The sequence below is a fragment of the Peribacillus sp. FSL P2-0133 genome (assembly GCF_037975445.1).
Classification (GTDB): Bacteria; Bacillota; Bacilli; order Bacillales; family DSM-1321; genus Peribacillus; species Peribacillus simplex_E.
Window position 1 is genome coordinate 1,074,304 of record NZ_CP150254.1, and the last position, 15,703, is coordinate 1,090,006.

The following is a 15,703-nucleotide window of genomic DNA, read 5'->3' on the forward strand; positions in this document are numbered from 1 at the left end:
CGCAGCGAGAACCTTAATCGTTTGGATTTTAATGTATTCTTATGAAAAAAATATAAAAAAGAAACTTATGGAAATTCAGGTACTTATGTATTAATATAAGTGAAGTAAATAGTTCGTTATAACGAATTTAGGGGGACGTTTTGTGCGTAACAAAGGTATATTGTCATTGGTTTCTGTAGGTCTATTTGCTTCATCATTGTCAGTAGTGGTTGTTAAGGCAGAAGTAAACGATAACGGCTTGGCGAGGAAGGCCTTTGAAAGCCAATTGGAAAAGCCTCTTGAAAAAGGTATTATTGATTCTAAAACATTTAATCAACTTGAAAAAAAACTAAATGGTTCTCAATCGCTATCAGTTAAAGGTTCTAACAAAATGGGTAGAATGAGTAGTTCTTCCAGTAGTAATTATATTTTGGAAACTGAGCCCAATAACGACTTTGGTTCAGCAGATAATACTTCTTATGAAAAATCATCTATTGGTCAGTTGCTTCCTTTGAATGATTTGGATTTACATAAAGTGGTCGTTCCTAGTGATGGCGTTTTGTTAGTAGCAGGATTTACGGACTCATACTTTATCGATCTTGGGTTCGGGGCAGTTCAAAAAGATTTTGTTGAAAGCAATAACTTAGAATATTTAGGCTATGAGGAAGATGAGGATGGAGTTGAAATACAAGCGTATCAAGCTAAGAAGGGCACATACTATGTGGGTGTCATAGACCTAGACAACGAATATATTGACGATAATACAACAGAAGACATATACGCTATCGGAACTGGATTTGTAGACAATGTTAAACCATCTAAGCCAACAGTTTATAAGGTTGATAATAATGACAAAGTATTAACTGGAAAAGCAGAGGCCAGTGCTACTGTTACTGTTAAAAATGGAAGTAAGGTGTTAGGTTCAGCAAAAGCAACATCAAAAGGTACATTCTCTATTAAAATACCTGTTCAAAAAGCAGGGACTAAATTGACAATCACAGTTAAAGATAGTGCCGGCAATGTGAGTTCAAGTGTATCGGTAACTGTTGCTGATGTTGTTGCACCAAGCAAGCCAACAGTAAATAAAGTAGATGATAACGATAAAGTTGTAAAAGGGAAAGCTGAAGCAAACTCAACTGTAACTGTTAAAGTAGGAAGTAAATCCATTGGTTCAGCAAAAGCTAGTTCTAAAGGTATCTACTCAGTTAACATTAAAGCACAGAAAAAAGGAACTACACTTTCTATAACTGCAAAAGATAAAGCAGGGAATACTAGTTCTAAGAGAACGATTATAGTGGTAAAACATTAAAGGTTAAAAGTATACACAAGTCGAGGTTAACTCCTCGGCTTTTTATATTGGTTTTGGAATAATTTTCGCTACGATGGCATCTTAGAGGAGCTAAAAAAAACCTTTATGAAGAAAGGAGAATGAATATGGAAAACTTAATACAAATAACTCCTTTAGTGTTTTGGGCAGTAATAATAATAGGGGGAATTTACTTATTAGCAAGGTATATAAAGAAATGAAAAATATTTTAATATTCTTAGGGATTGTGGCCGTTTTAATTATAGGGGGAAGTATTCTCTATTTTTCCACACAACCTACAAGTGCGGAATTAGAATACTCTGAACAATTAAAATGGGATGTCCATAAATACTTAATCAATGAGAAGAACTATGTTGAAGACAACATAGAAGAAATTAAAGTGACTGATAACGCTAAGCTAAAAGGAAAGAAAAGATTTGAAATAGCTGTTGATTTAAAGACGATAAAGACAGTGTATATTACTACCAGTATGATAAAAAATCCGGGAAAGTAGAACAATTTGCAGTGACAGGTAAAAAACACGAGGAATAATAAAATATTTTACTTCAATAATGAAGGTTGCTGCTGCGGCAACCTTTTTCTTACGGAACAAACGGGGCAGCTAGTTAAAATGTCGGTTTAAACTATATACCTCTCTCTAATTTAACCTCGGTCTGCTTTAATTTAGTATTAATCACAAATTAACCCAATTATTTTTGGATATTTATGTTAATATCTACTTAAGTATCTAAACGATTGAAACATAGTAGTAAAAAGGTACGTAAATTCAATGAAGTCGACAAATTTATAAAAGGGGTAAGTTATGAGTAAAAAAACTGAAGAACAAAGTAAAATACAAAAACCTTCCCTGGATAGAGCCGGTCAAAGAGCGTTTATGGGAAATCCTGAGGAATTTAAACTTTCTTTTTATGGGATCTTTATGGCTCTCATTCCCATTATCATATTAGGAATTATCGTTTGGTTAAATTGGTAATGAACCAACACTAATTTAATATGGTATTTGAGTGGACGAAAGTTGAAAACACGTATAAAAAGCCCCGATTAGAGGCCTTTTTGTATACTCGCTAACAACGTACTCTTTGCTGAATAAGAAGAAAGTAGTGAGGTAAATCCTCCCTGATTAAAGCTATCTGCTAAAATGGAGACGCAATTATCATTCCCATTTATTTATTGTAGGGGGTTAAATCAATTTCTTCGGCGACTCGTTTATAGAATACCGAATTCCCCTCGATATGATCCCACTGAAAAATACCAACAAATTGATACTTATTAGTTTTAAAAATGGGGTCCTTAACCTTCATAAATGTAATTCGATCTCTTGGTTTACCCTCCGGGAGGTTGAGCGGAATATAATCCTTTTCCATTCTTTTTTCTTCAATTTCTGTCCAATTTTTGTTAAAAAGGTTAATCCATCCTCGAGTATTTGAGACATTTCCTTGTCCAATGTCTATAGATAACTGGGGGAACCACATCATATAGCGTTCATTAAACTTCCAATAAGATTTTTGAAGACTATCATAATTCTTTCCTAGACAACGCATCGCCTCTGAAATTGTACGAAACGTAAACTCATCATAAACGGATAATGTACCCTTCTTGACTGCTAACGCTGCATAATCTACGTCTTCAGACCAAGGTATTATCTTGCTGTTAGAAGCCATTTTATTGATTAGTTGAACGATCTCTTCAATTTTAGTATGTATCATTTCTATTGAGTCAGTGGCATCTATTCGTTCAATCTTAATTTCATTTTCCTTAACTGCTTGAAACATTTTTCCAATCTCTAATGTTCGAATTTCATCATTAAGTGCGTTACTTTTGTGATGCCCTTCGTCACATTCAATCCCTAAATGAATCTGCGGGAAATATAGATCAAGCAAGGCGTATTTACCATCCGCTCAGATGATAAGGAGTTTCAAGCGTTATTTAGTGATAAAGAATACTATTATAATGAACTTATGGGTGTATTTCTTGGTAATGTTAAAACTAATTAGGATGTATACGAAATGTTTCGTAATTGGGTTGATGGAGTGCTATACCCATTTAGGAAGAGAGCTAAATAGAAAAGAAAGGATTTTTTCTCTCTTAATGGTTAGTTCTATTTATCATTGTATAAATGTAACCTCTTTACTAATTTCCATATTTTACACCTCCTACTTGGACGTGAATGCGTTTACATTTAAATTTGCAATGATAACGTTGTAAAATTTCCTGTTTAAATAATCAACTATATTCACCTCTTAATTTACTAAACATATTGGTGTATAATAAATAAATCCATATAAAGACGGAGATGAATGCTTTGGTTACAATTACTGATATCGCGAAGCTTGCCGGAGTTGCTAAGAGTACAGTTTCACGTTATCTAAATAATGGTTCTGTTAGTGAGGCAACGAAAAATAAAATCGAACGTGTGATAAATGAAACCAGCTATGCTCCTAATGCCTTCGCTCAAAGTTTAAAAGCAAAGAAAACTAATATAATCGGTACCATCGTACCGAGACTTGATTCGTATGCTTCTTCTCATACGTTAATTGGCATTGATGAACAATTAAGAGAACTAAATTATCAAATGCTGATCTCAAATACCGGTCAGGATTTAGATCGGGAAATTGAAAATATTTACACACTGGCTAAGCAAAAGGTTGCGGGAATGATTTTGCTTCCATCCCAAGTTACAGACGCCCATTTAGAGGCCTTCAAAGAGCTGCACTTGCCCGTTTTACTGGTTGGTCAGCAGCATGAAACAATTCACAGCATCATACACAATGATTATGAAGCAGCATATGATCTCGGAAAACATGTGCTGGAAAAAGGTCACCGTAAGATTGCTTTTTTGGGCGTAACAGGAAAAGATATTGCTGTAGGAGTCATGCGAAAAAAAGGATTTCAGCGGGCGATAGATGAAAAATCAGACTGTGAAGTAAGGTATTATGAAACAAGCTTCAGCATAACAGATGCATTAATCAATGTCCCCTCTATTATTGAAGAATTCACTCCCTCTATTATCGTATGTGCAACTGATAATATAGCGATTGGTGCTTTGAAAGCAGCTTATTTAAGAGGTTTAAAAATCCCAGAAGACTTGTCGATTACTGGATTTGGTGGTTATGAAGTAACAGAGATGATACACCCAGGCATAACTACAGCGAAATTTTACTACAAAGAAGCAGGACAAATGGCAGCTAAAAGTATCGTGAAGCTTGTTAACGGGGAAGAATTACCAAAATTATCTCTATCAAAATATAAAATTATTGAAAGAGAAAGCGTTGACAATCGTTTACTACACGGATTATAATCAAAATGAAATCGGTTACCAAATATTCCCCTTCTAAAATGGAACCGGTTTCTGTGAATCAACTTGTTGATATTATATTTTTTTGGTTTATGCTGGAACCGGTTCCGTTGCTTAATTTATTCATATATTTTTTTGAATTCAAACGGAACCGGTTCCAAGTCAGCGTTTATAAACGTTTAAAAGGAGGATCATTATGAATTATAAAGAAGTATCCCAGGAAATATTGGAGGCAATCGGCGGGAAAGAAAATGTGGCAGCTGCAGCACACTGTGCGACTCGGCTCCGCTTAGCTTTACATGATGAAGATAAAGTCGATCAAGCAAAACTAGATGAGATGGATGCAGTAAAGGGAACATATTCAACTGGAGGACAATACCAGATTATTATCGGTGCGGGAACTGTTAATGAAGTATACAAAGAGTTTTCAAAGCTAACTGGACTTACTGAAATGTCGACGAAAGATGTAAAAGATGCTGGTTCGAAGAAAATGAATCCGCTTCAGCGCTTTGTAAAAATGCTTTCTGATATTTTTGTTCCTATTATTCCTGCAATTGTTGCCGGCGGTCTATTGATGGGGATTAACAACTTGCTCACAGCACCTGACTTATTTATCGCAGGGCAATCAATTGTCGAAGCTAACCCGGGATTCGCAGATTTAGCAGCTCTAATTAATACATTTGCCAACGCAGCATTCGTATTCCTTCCAATCTTAATCGGTTTCTCTGCCACACAGCGGTTTGGCGGAAATCCTTATCTGGGTGCTACACTTGGAATGCTAATGGTTCACCCTGACTTATTGAATGGTTGGGGATACGGAGGAGCCTTAGTAAGCGGTGAAATTCAAGTCTGGAATATTCTCGGATTTGAAATTGAAAAAATCGGATATCAAGGCACTGTGTTGCCGGTACTTGTTGCTTCCTTTATTTTAGCAAAAATAGAAACGTATTTGCGAAAAGTCATTCCTTCCGCACTAGACAATATTTTAACACCATTATTGACAATTTTTATTACTGGTATCTTAACGTTCACAGTAGTAGGACCGATTACTCGTGCTACAGGGAACTTATTAACAGACGGTCTCATCTTCTTATATGATGGAACTGGTTTTATCGGAGGAGCTATTTTTGGACTTCTTTACGCACCAATCGTTATCACAGGTATGCATCATAGCTTTATTGCTGTAGAAACACAATTGCTTTCTGATATTTCAAAAACTGGGGGCTCTTTTATTTTCGCAATTGCAGCAATGTCCAATATTGCTCAAGGTGCAGCAACCCTTGCAGTTACTTTCATTACGAAAGATAAAAAAACAAAAGGTACGGCATCTGCAGCGGGTATTTCGGCTCTTTTAGGGATTTCAGAACCTGCAATGTTCGGTGTTAACTTAAAACTGAAGTATCCATTTATTGGAGCAATTATAGGTTCAGGAGTGGCTTCTGCTTTCGTCACCTTCTTCAAAGTAAAGGCGATTGCACTTGGCGCTGCAGGTTTACCAGGGATTATTTCCATCAAAACAGATACAATTACCTTTTATATAATTGGTATGGCCATTTCCTTTGCTGTTGCCTTTATCGCAACATTCAGTTTAGCAAATCGGACAGATAAAAAAGTTGCTGCCCTTTCTCGAAAAGAAGCAGCCTAATTTATTAATATGAAAAGGGCTGTTCGAAACAAGGAACAGCCCTCTGATTTTTTAAAGGAGTTTGATCACATGGGATGGACAAAAGAACAGCGTTATCGCCGCGTTGAAGATGTTAATCAGGTAGAGCTACAAAATTTGCAAACAAGAGTAAATGAATGCACATGGCGACAAACCTTTCATATACAGCCTTTATCCGGCCTACTTAATGACCCTAATGGCTTCTCTTTTTATCATGGCGAGTACCATTTATTCTACCAATGGTTTCCACTTGGTCCTGTACATGGGTTGAAGTATTGGTATCATACGAAATCAAAAGATCTTGTTTCTTGGGAAAATGCCGGCATCGGGATCGCACCGGATGATTATTATGACAGCCATGGAGCCTATTCCGGAAGTGCTATTGAATATGAAGGAAAACTATATTTATTTTATACCGGCAACACCCGTGATGAGAATTGGCAAAGACATCCCTATCAATGTATCGCCATCATGGAGAAAACGGGACAAATTGAAAAATTGACCCATCCATTCATTCGGGACGTACCAGAAGGATATACTAATCATTTCCGCGACCCGAAAGTTTGGAGAGAAAATGATACCTTTTATGCAGTAATCGGTGCACAGCGGAAAGACAAAACAGGATGTGTCGTCCTTTATCGTTCCTCCAATCTAGTAAACTGGACATTTGAAGGAGAGTTACAAACTGACCTCGGAACTTTTGGATATATGTGGGAATGTCCAGATTATTTTGAACTGCAAAACTATGGTGTACTGATGTTTTCTCCACAAGGTTTGGAGCCCAAGGGAGACCTTTACCACAATATTTATCAATCCGGTTATGTTATTGGCAGCAAGCTAGATACAATAACCCACTCATTATCACATGGCTCTTTTCAGGAACTTGACAGAGGCTTTGATTTTTATGCGCCGCAAACAATGGTTAATCCTGACGGAAGGCGTATCCTTGTCGGATGGATGGGCTTGCCTGAAATCGACCTACCCACAGACAAAAATGGCTGGGCGCATTGTTTAACACTGCCAAGAGAATTATCTGTTCGAAACGGCAAACTGATTCAGCGGCCAGTGCAGGAACTTCAAGCGCTACGCAGGCAGGAAACTGAAGTAAAAGGTGTTTTGAAGAACACCAAGAACATGTATGAAGAATTCAAAGGAGTATCCTATGAAATGGTATGTGAATTTGAAAACAACGATGCCGTTGAATTTGGTATTGAATTCAGGGCCGGTGATGATGAAAAAACGGTCATTAAATATGATACTGTAGAGAAAAAAGTCATTCTTGACCGCTCTTCTTCAGGTGAGACCGTTGGAGAAGCTTATGGAACAATCCGAAAATGCTTTGTGAATACCAAAAAAATTAAGTTTCATTTATTTGTAGATACCTCTTCTGTTGAGATTTTCATCAATGACGGTGAAGAAGTATTCACGAGCCGGATCTTCCCTCGTGAAAACAGAAATGAAATTCGTTTCTTTGCATTATCTGGAAGCACCACTTTTCAAGCAAAAAAATGGAGTTATGTATGAAAGCGAGAGGTAAGGTATGAGAAATTTATATGCAATCGGTGAAGTATTAATTGATTTTATCCCCCTTCAAAAAGGAATCGCACTAAAAGATGTAATGGAATTCGAGCGTGCTCCAGGAGGCGCTCCAGCGAATGTTGCTGTATCAGTTGCCAGAAATGGCGGCAATGCATCGATAATTACTAAGCTCGGAATGGATTCATTTGGGGACTTTCTTTTAGAACAATTGCAGCAAGCCGGCGTGAAAATAGATAAAATTACGAGAACGAATGAAGCCAACACAGGCCTTGCTTTTGTATCTTTGCTTGAAAATGGTGAACGTGATTTCTCTTTCTACCGCAATCCTTCTGCCGATTTGCTGCTTCATGAGACTGAAATTAACGATAGCTGGTTTGCAAACGGCGACCTCCTCCACTTCTGTTCAGTCGATTTAGTGGAAAGTCCTATGAAGCATGCGCATGTGAAAGCCATTACTTCTGTAAAAGCAAAAGGCGGAATCATCAGCTTTGACCCAAATGTCCGCCTTCCGCTTTGGACTGATCCTGAAGAATGCCGGAAAACGATTTTAGAGTTTGTTCCAATGGTTCATATTGTGAAAATTTCTGATGAAGAGCTTGAGTTTATTACCGGGATTACTGACAAAGAAAAAGCAGTTTCTTCGTTATTTACTGGTGCTGTTAAAGCAGTAATTTATACAAAAGGAGCTCAAGGTGCCGAATTATATGTAAGAGGTAAAAAATACGAATCAACCGGGTATCGCGTCGGCGTACAGGATACAACAGGGGCTGGGGATGCATTTATCGGAGGCTTGCTGTATCAGTTATTAGAAAAAGACGTTCGGCAAGGAAATCTGGAAGAAGTTCTTGAACTTCATCACCAAGAAATCCTAAGCTTTGCAAACGCTAGTGGCGCTCTTACTACGACTGGAAAAGGAGCAATCTCTTCCATTCCGGCCAAAGAAGCGATTTATCAACTGCAGCAAATCGATCAATAATGGCGCCTGCCCTAAACGGAAAAGTACCGACCGATTGGCTTGCTAAGTTGATAAGGACCGATTAAAAGGCCTTGGAGCTGCTGGCGTTTTGGAGGTAGGAAATAACATCTAGGCAATTTTTGGACCGAAATCAGACCAGCTAAAAGAACAAATCAAAAAAGTGATTGCTTAAGAAATTTGCTGTTCAGCCAGAATATTAAAAATAATTGGAGGTATTACTTTGTTAAAAAACTTATTTGGAAAAAAACAAAAATTTCGAAAATAAAATTAGTATCGCCAATTGAAGGAGAAATTTTAAAGCTTGAAGATGTACCGGATCCAGTTTTTTCACAGAAAATGATGGGAGATGGTATTGCTTTCTTTCCTATCGAAGGGAAGGTAGTGGCACCGGCTGATGCAAAAGTCATCAATGTCTTCCCGACGAAGCATGCCATTGCATTGGAAACGGCAGAAGGGCTGGAAATATTGATTCATATTGGATTGGACACGATTAACATGAAAGGAGAAGGGTTTTCCGTTTGTGTGGCAGAAGGTGACCAGGTTAAAGCAGGAGACATATTGGTCACCTACAGCCTTGAACTAGTAAAGGAAAAAGCATCAAGTACTATTACACCGATGATCATTACCAATGGAGACATTGTGACACATTTAGAGTATCACTATAGTGGACAATCTGTAGCCGGTAAAACGACCGTTCTGGTAGTTACCTTAAAATAGGGGAATGAGTAAAATAGAAGAAACTCGTTAAAGAACTAAAGAACAAATGACCAAGAGATATCCACCCCAGAAATGGGGTGTTTTTATTTTAACTAAGTTGGTATCATAACTTACGGAATTGTGTTACTTTAGGTGATAATTTGCACTTATTTTAAGTGCTATTTTGCACGTATATTATTACTGCAGTTTTCCGGGGCTGCCATTTGGTGACCTTTTTGCTTAATGAACTTCCTCAGTTTAATAGATAATGCTCACGAATACTCGCTTATTCGCAGGATTTCAAACCACATGGTATAGGTTGCTTTAGATGAACGAAAGAGATAGGACCGTTTTGATAAGATGAGGGCAGATTGAAATAGGGGATCTATTGAAAATCCCATATTATTACATATACTGCACGCATTTTCCACGCTGCCCTTGGAGGCTTTCCCTCCCATGTCTCAACGGGTCATATTCATATGCCCTTTCATTCCTTCGTCATGCCTATCCAAGGGGTGGAGGCCGGTTTTGCTAACGGAACGGGTCATTGCCCTTTTGTTCATTACATCCAGTACTCGTGCTTTCTTTGAATTCCTACGAATAAGCCAATGCTCGTGAATGACATTATCAAAAGGTAAGTTTCATGCTGCTTCTGGAGTGATCGGGTAAACTTTTTCTGGGGAATAGTCAGATCCACTTCTGGCCATTCCCACTAAAACTCTGGCGAGTTTACCGCATAACTTCATGACAGACTTCATTTTCTTTGTTTTTTTCACCTTAACATTTGTGGCGTGAATGGCTTGGAACTCTGGGTTATTCATAATCAGACTCATCGTCGCAAGAAATAGGAAACGTCTAAGTCGGGACCTACCACGTTTGGATAAAACAATTTGACCTTTCCATTTTCCAGAGCTTGCCTCGGAAAGGTGCAGTCCTGCGTGACGTAATAAAGCATTGCCATGAGCGAAACCACTTAAATCACCCGATTCTCCAAGAATACCAGCCAGTGTAATCGTGCTAATTCCTTTAATCGCTAGTATTTTTTCAGCATAAGGAATTTTCATGAGTATGTGTGTGACTTCCTGTTCAACTGCTTCAAGTTGGACGGTCGCAAGATCGTATTCCTCAAGCAATTGCTTCAAATGAAGTTTATAAGCATCAAGAGCTTTTTTTGTACCAACCGATTTGTTCGCTAAGTCGATCAGTGAATGAGCCTTTGGAACACCCGCATGTCTTTTCATCACTGATTTCCATCCCATAATGATATCTTGAGGCTGTAACGAACATAGTTCGACTGGAGTGGGAAATAAGCGAAGGTTTGCGATAGCTCCCTTAGCTGTTACATCTTTGAAGACTTGTCGTAGTTCAGGAAAGACGATATCTACCCAGCGATTTATTTGGTTGATTGAGCTGACAAGCCGTTTAACGATCATGTCCCTGTTAGACATAAGGACTCGAAGTTTTTCTATGGATTCTGGGCTATGATGAATCAATGTATAATAGCCATTTTTCACTACATCAGCGATGACGAGAGCGTCCTTTTTATCGCTCTTAGATTGGGTATTATCTCGGTTCTCTTTATTCCTTTTAACAAGGTGCGGATTTACTGTAACAACTTCAACGTTTTGTTCAAATAACCATTTTGATAGATTCAACCAGTAATGACCGGTAGGTTCCATGCCCACGATGGCAGTGTCTAAACGGTTTATTCGTTTAAGTTCTTTGATCCAACTTAGAAATTTAGTAAACCCCTCATCGTTATTTTCAAAGGTTAGAGGATGACCGACCACAATTCCTCGATAGTTAACTGCTCGAGCAACATGAAATTGTTGTGCAATATCAATTCCTACAACAAGATGACGATTCGTGATTCTTTCAATTAGTTGATTTTGTTTGTTTTGCATTTTAAAATTCATAGTAGAGCTTCCTCCTTAAGATGAGTTTTGGTTTGTGTGTACTCTCATCATACTGAGGGGCTCTGTTTTTTTCAAAGCCGATATTTAACGCTCTACAGGAATGCTATCGGGTGCGTTAGCTGAAGATCGGAGCTGTCTTTAAGGCAGCTTTTTCTTATGGAACTAAAGGGGCAGGATTGTTGAAAAAGGAATTCAACCCATGTTTGTATAAATAGTAATATATAACAATGTTTGGCATTGCTCTAATAGTATTTTAACAGTTAAATTATTTTCTAAATGGGGAGGGGCATTTTTGCAAACTTTTTTTAGATATAACTGGATGGTAAGAGAAGACTGGTATCGTTGGTGTGAAGAGTTAAGTGAAGAAGAACTTCTGCGGAACCGAACGGGTGGAATGGGAAGTAAATTACATACACTTTTCCATATTGTTGATGTCGAATGGAGCTGGATACGTCTCTTACAAGGTAAAACTGACTTTCAGGAGAGTTTCGATAGTTATAAAAGCTTGAACAAAGTTCGAAAATTGGACGCTGAATTTCATTTAGAAGTGGAAAACTTTGTGAACAACTGGGATGCTAGTATGGAAAATCAATTATTTTATGATACCTTGCAAGATGGAAGAATTGTGACGGATACTTGGGGTGAAATAATGCGACATACTATTGCTCACGAAATTCACCATATAGGGCAATTATCACTTTGGGCAAGGGAATTAGGGAAAAAGCCTGTTTCTGCAAACCTTATAGGTCGGGGTCTTTCCTCTCATTCCAATAAATAATTCAAATAGATATTAATTTAGTCGGTTTCTATATATATTGGGTGTAATCCTTCAATTAGAAAGCGCCTTTTCGATGTTCTGCTGCAGGTCAGTTTTGTTAAGCAATTTCAGTTTGTGAAGAATTGTACTTAAAGTAACGGGTGCGTTAGCTGAAGATCAGAGCTGTCTTTAAGGCAGCTCTTTTCTTATGGAACTAAAGGGGCAGTTTAGTTCCATAAGAGAAGGAACGCTTGATCTATTTATTGAACATATTGGTATGGCTTATATATTTTTTATAGTGGAGGTGTTGTGTTATGAAAAAGTATGAAAAAATGTTAATTGCGATTAAGGATGAGGATTTCAATTGTTTTGCTAATAAGGGAGATTGGCTTTATATTGCGAATAATAAGGATACAAAAAAGGGGCTTTTTAGATTACCTAACTATATATATTACTTTGTGTCTGTAAATGATGAGCGTATGCCTTCTGAAATTGGAGTAGTAAAAAAAATTAATGGTCATATCACTGCAAAAGAACTTGCTGAACTTGATTATAAAAGTAGAAAAAAAGATATTTCGCTTCTGACTGATGAAACTGTGAAAGAATATGAATGGTTTTTAGAAAAAGTTAATGCTCAGCCAGAACATACTCCTATGGCTGTAACTTGGTTTGAAAAAGTCTTACCTAAAAAAGAAAAAGAATTAAGAGTACATAAAAAGTTCTTCACGGGTCTATCAAAAGAAGAGAAAAAAGAATTGTTTGAAATCTAACACTGAACAATTAACTAAGGGTGGCGTTAGCTGAAGATCGGAGCTGTCTCTAAGGCAGCTTTTTCTTATGGAACTAAAGGGGCAGGTTAGTTCATTAAATAAAATGAAATTTTGTAGTGAAATTAGTATATTAGGGAGGATATTGAATAAATGAGTAATTGGTTATACATACTTTATGCTGTAATTTTAGGAATAGTATCTTGGTTTACTGGGGAGATAGTAACCTTTGTTATGTTAGGGGTTATTCTTATTGCTTTGAATAATATAAATTCAACTCTTAAAAAGATTTATCTTCAAAATAATGAGAGAAGTAATAACGAAGATAAATAGATGTGAAAATAATTTGTTTTAAAACTAACTGATCCGTTAGTTTAATAGGAAAACATAAAGTCGACAGAAAATCTGTTGGCTTTTTTGTTGTGCGCATTCGGAAGATTTAGTTCACTAAGAATGCATTAACTTTTTCAACTACCAGGGTATGTTAATTATATAAGGAAATATTATGAAACTAACTGGGCTCTCTATTCGTAGAGTAAATATAGAGAGAGGTGTGTATGTATTGATGGTTTCACGGTGGACGTTTTTCCAAGGGATTATAGTAGCCACTTTAGGAATTCTGGCATTTATAACCGATTATTTTAAGAACGATATGGCAACGTCAATTTCATCAAACACTATAATTACAGTACAGATGTTAATGACACTATTATTTATTACTGTTGTTATTGGTTTATTTAGCTTATGTATGTTTTTTCAATCTAAGAAAAGTAATACTTTTTTATTGCATCCTATTTGGCAAAAAATGCACATAATAATATCTTTCCTATTAGTTATATCAATAGTTATATTTATTAGTGCGTTTTTTATAAGTCCCCTCAGTGAAGTAATTCAAAGTAGTAGGTCGATTTTATTCATAACTATCTATTATTTTATATTTTTAATAAACGTTTTAGTGTTAAGTATAATAAATAAAATTAAAAAGAATACAATTTCAAATTCGAAAAAGATTAAATCATCATTTATATGGACTGTATTAGTACTTTTTGTAAGTGTTTTTTTAATTTAACTTTTATAGCACTAACGGGTGCGTTAGTGCTATAACAGGGGTTGCTTCGGCAGCCTTTTTCTTATTGAACTAAAGGGGCAGGATAGTGCAATAAGACGGAATATTTAGAAGGACATCGAATTAGGTAATTTATAGGGAGTTATTCAAGTAACATAGCAAGTTCAGATATTATTTAACTAATTTATATTTAGCTTTGTTGAGTAGTCTTCTGCAGAAGGCTATCTTTTTTTATGAAAAAATTTGATAATTATTGTTTACTTATCGAATACTCAATCGTTAATAGTGTAGGAGGGTGGTCATGGATGAACAATTAAGCTTGTACCTAAATAAAAAATTGAAGGCTGTGTATTTCTTTTTGCTAAAAATGGGAGCGATCAAAGAGGATGCGGAAGACATTGTTCAAGAAACGGCTTTTCAATTTGTACAATATCTAGATACTCTTCAGGAAGAGTATGTTGATGCGTGGCTTTACAGAGTAGCAATTAATAAATATTACGATAGCTTAAGAAAACTTAAGTATAAAAATAATTATGTAAATACATTTAATCTCGAAGATTTACTGGATTGGTCAACACCAGAGCAAATTATTATAGAGAATGAATTACATATAACGCTATCAGAGTGTTTACGTAAAATACCACAAAAATATGCAGAAATACTGTTACTCAAATATTGTGGAGATTTGTCCTTAAAGGATATTGCTATTATTTATGGTACAACCGATAAATCAATTAAAACACAGTTAGCAAGAGCAAAGAAAAAAATGAGAAAGATGATTGAGGAGGTAAAATGATATGGATAAAGATTCAATTTTCAATGCCAAGGACGGGTTCCAACCATTGATAAAAAAAGCGAAAAAGAAATCATTAAAGAAGATAATTATTGTATCAACCATTGTGACGGTAAGTATCTTTATGATTTTAGGAATCACTTTCATCATTGCGTATAATCATATGCAAAATTCAATGTCAGAGTATTTTTCAGTGAAGTTTGAACAAAACGAAGTTTATGGTGCGAATATCCACGATGATAAATCTACCACTAGTTTTAGTATAGATTCTGCTCTTAATCAGGACCAATATGTAAAAGATATTGCAGGGATTCCATACACATGGTACAACGAACAAACTTGGTTTAAAATCTATGATTCACCTACAACTATTTATGATAATTCAATAACATCAACAGATAGTTGGCAATTTTATCGAAATGGACAAAGAGTGGTTAATTTTTATGTTCCTGGTGAAAAAAAAGTAGAAGATGATCGTAAGTTACTTCAATCCTTAGCTTCAACTAGTGTGGTAGAAATAGGCATTTCATTTAAGAAAGAAATGAATACAAATCAAGTGCTGAAACAATTTCCAACTGCTCAGTGGGCATGGGTGCAAAACCCTGATGTCGAAGTATCAGTTATGCCTGGGTATGTAATCGGAGACTATGCATATGGTTTTACAATTACATCTCCAGAAAAAGGGACTGACAATATAGCAGAAGACGTAAAAAACTTCGAGAAGGTATTATCAAATTTATCTCAAAAAGACGAGAAAGATACGAATGTAGAGCCATTAATAAAATCAATCAAACAGAAAGGAACTGTTCAGGTGAGTGGTATCATATTAACAGGGAAGGTAAAAGACTTATTACCACTAATTGAACAAGATTCAGTAAACTATGTGAGCGTTGGAGTTATAATTCCTTATTAGGGATAGGAATATGATT

The 15,703-nt window shown here is 36.3% G+C and carries 15 protein-coding genes and 1 pseudogene; 13 read left to right on the plus strand and 3 right to left on the minus strand.

The window, feature by feature from the left end:
- The first annotated feature begins 142 nt into the window (after positions 1-142).
- The 3 genes from MKY17_RS05130 to MKY17_RS05140 all read left to right on the plus strand — a co-directional run bounded on the left by MKY17_RS05130 (position 143) and on the right by MKY17_RS05140 (position 2,279).
- Positions 143-1,288, plus strand: coding sequence for an Ig-like domain-containing protein (locus MKY17_RS05130; RefSeq protein WP_098373208.1), 1,146 nt, complete (start codon positions 143-145; stop codon positions 1,286-1,288).
- A gap of 214 nt (positions 1,289-1,502) precedes the next feature.
- Positions 1,503-1,799, plus strand: a complete 297-nt coding sequence (locus tag MKY17_RS05135; protein ID WP_098373209.1) for a hypothetical protein — start codon at positions 1,503-1,505, stop codon at positions 1,797-1,799.
- 309 nt (positions 1,800-2,108) lie between these two features.
- A complete protein-coding gene (locus MKY17_RS05140) occupies positions 2,109-2,279 on the plus strand; it encodes a hypothetical protein (RefSeq protein ID WP_155726552.1) in 171 nt (56 codons plus the stop codon).
- A gap of 190 nt (positions 2,280-2,469) precedes the next feature.
- On the opposite strand, the gene MKY17_RS05145 is transcribed toward MKY17_RS05140, so the two are convergent.
- Entirely contained in the window at positions 2,470-3,012 is a 543-nt protein-coding gene (locus MKY17_RS05145; RefSeq protein WP_339202313.1) for a hypothetical protein, read from the minus strand.
- A pseudogene (locus MKY17_RS05150) lies at positions 2,986-3,189 on the minus strand (AbaSI family restriction endonuclease); the annotation flags it as partial. The gene MKY17_RS05145 and the pseudogene MKY17_RS05150, both read right to left, overlap by 27 nt.
- A 419-nt stretch (positions 3,190-3,608) precedes the next feature.
- On the opposite strand from MKY17_RS05150, the gene MKY17_RS05155 reads away from it, so the two are divergent.
- The 5 genes from MKY17_RS05155 to MKY17_RS05175 all read left to right on the plus strand — a co-directional run bounded on the left by MKY17_RS05155 (position 3,609) and on the right by MKY17_RS05175 (position 9,496).
- Positions 3,609-4,604, plus strand: a complete 996-nt coding sequence (locus MKY17_RS05155; protein WP_286177209.1) for a LacI family DNA-binding transcriptional regulator — start codon at positions 3,609-3,611, stop codon at positions 4,602-4,604.
- Positions 4,605-4,797: 193 nt separating this feature from the next.
- The gene (locus MKY17_RS05160; RefSeq protein ID WP_098373213.1) at positions 4,798-6,246 is read left to right on the plus strand and encodes a sucrose-specific PTS transporter subunit IIBC; all 1,449 of its coding nucleotides are present in this window, start codon (positions 4,798-4,800) and stop codon (positions 6,244-6,246) included.
- 69 nt (positions 6,247-6,315) lie between these two features.
- On the plus strand, positions 6,316-7,788 hold the full coding sequence (locus MKY17_RS05165; RefSeq protein WP_034314995.1) for a sucrose-6-phosphate hydrolase: 1,473 nt from the start codon (positions 6,316-6,318) through the stop codon (positions 7,786-7,788).
- A gap of 16 nt (positions 7,789-7,804) precedes the next feature.
- Positions 7,805-8,779 (plus strand): carbohydrate kinase, encoded by a 975-nt coding sequence (locus MKY17_RS05170; protein WP_057277268.1) that lies wholly within the window; start codon positions 7,805-7,807, stop codon positions 8,777-8,779.
- 177 nt (positions 8,780-8,956) lie between these two features.
- Complete coding sequence (locus tag MKY17_RS05175) at positions 8,957-9,496, plus strand: PTS glucose transporter subunit IIA (RefSeq protein WP_339201445.1); 540 nt, start codon at positions 8,957-8,959, stop codon at positions 9,494-9,496.
- Between the two features lie 620 nt (positions 9,497-10,116).
- Here MKY17_RS05175 and MKY17_RS05180 read toward each other — a convergent pair.
- Complete coding sequence (locus MKY17_RS05180; protein WP_098373215.1) at positions 10,117-11,391, minus strand: IS110 family transposase; 1,275 nt, start codon at positions 11,389-11,391, stop codon at positions 10,117-10,119.
- A gap of 292 nt (positions 11,392-11,683) precedes the next feature.
- On the opposite strand from MKY17_RS05180, the gene MKY17_RS05185 reads away from it, so the two are divergent.
- The 5 genes from MKY17_RS05185 (at position 11,684) to MKY17_RS05205 (ending at position 15,687) form a co-directional block, all read left to right on the plus strand.
- Positions 11,684-12,169, plus strand: a complete 486-nt coding sequence (locus tag MKY17_RS05185; RefSeq protein ID WP_339201448.1) for a DinB family protein — start codon at positions 11,684-11,686, stop codon at positions 12,167-12,169.
- Positions 12,170-12,462: 293 nt separating this feature from the next.
- Positions 12,463-12,918 (plus strand): hypothetical protein, encoded by a 456-nt coding sequence (locus tag MKY17_RS05190; protein ID WP_098373217.1) that lies wholly within the window; start codon positions 12,463-12,465, stop codon positions 12,916-12,918.
- 150 nt (positions 12,919-13,068) lie between these two features.
- Entirely contained in the window at positions 13,069-13,248 is a 180-nt protein-coding gene (locus MKY17_RS05195) for a hypothetical protein (RefSeq protein ID WP_053345736.1), read from the plus strand.
- Between the two features lie 1,034 nt (positions 13,249-14,282).
- Positions 14,283-14,777: a sigma-70 family RNA polymerase sigma factor gene (locus MKY17_RS05200; RefSeq protein WP_098373219.1), complete on the plus strand. Its 495-nt coding sequence runs from the start codon at positions 14,283-14,285 to the stop codon at positions 14,775-14,777.
- A gap of 1 nt (position 14,778) precedes the next feature.
- A complete protein-coding gene (locus MKY17_RS05205) occupies positions 14,779-15,687 on the plus strand; it encodes an anti sigma factor C-terminal domain-containing protein (RefSeq protein WP_098373220.1) in 909 nt (302 codons plus the stop codon).
- Positions 15,688-15,703 lie beyond the last annotated feature (16 nt).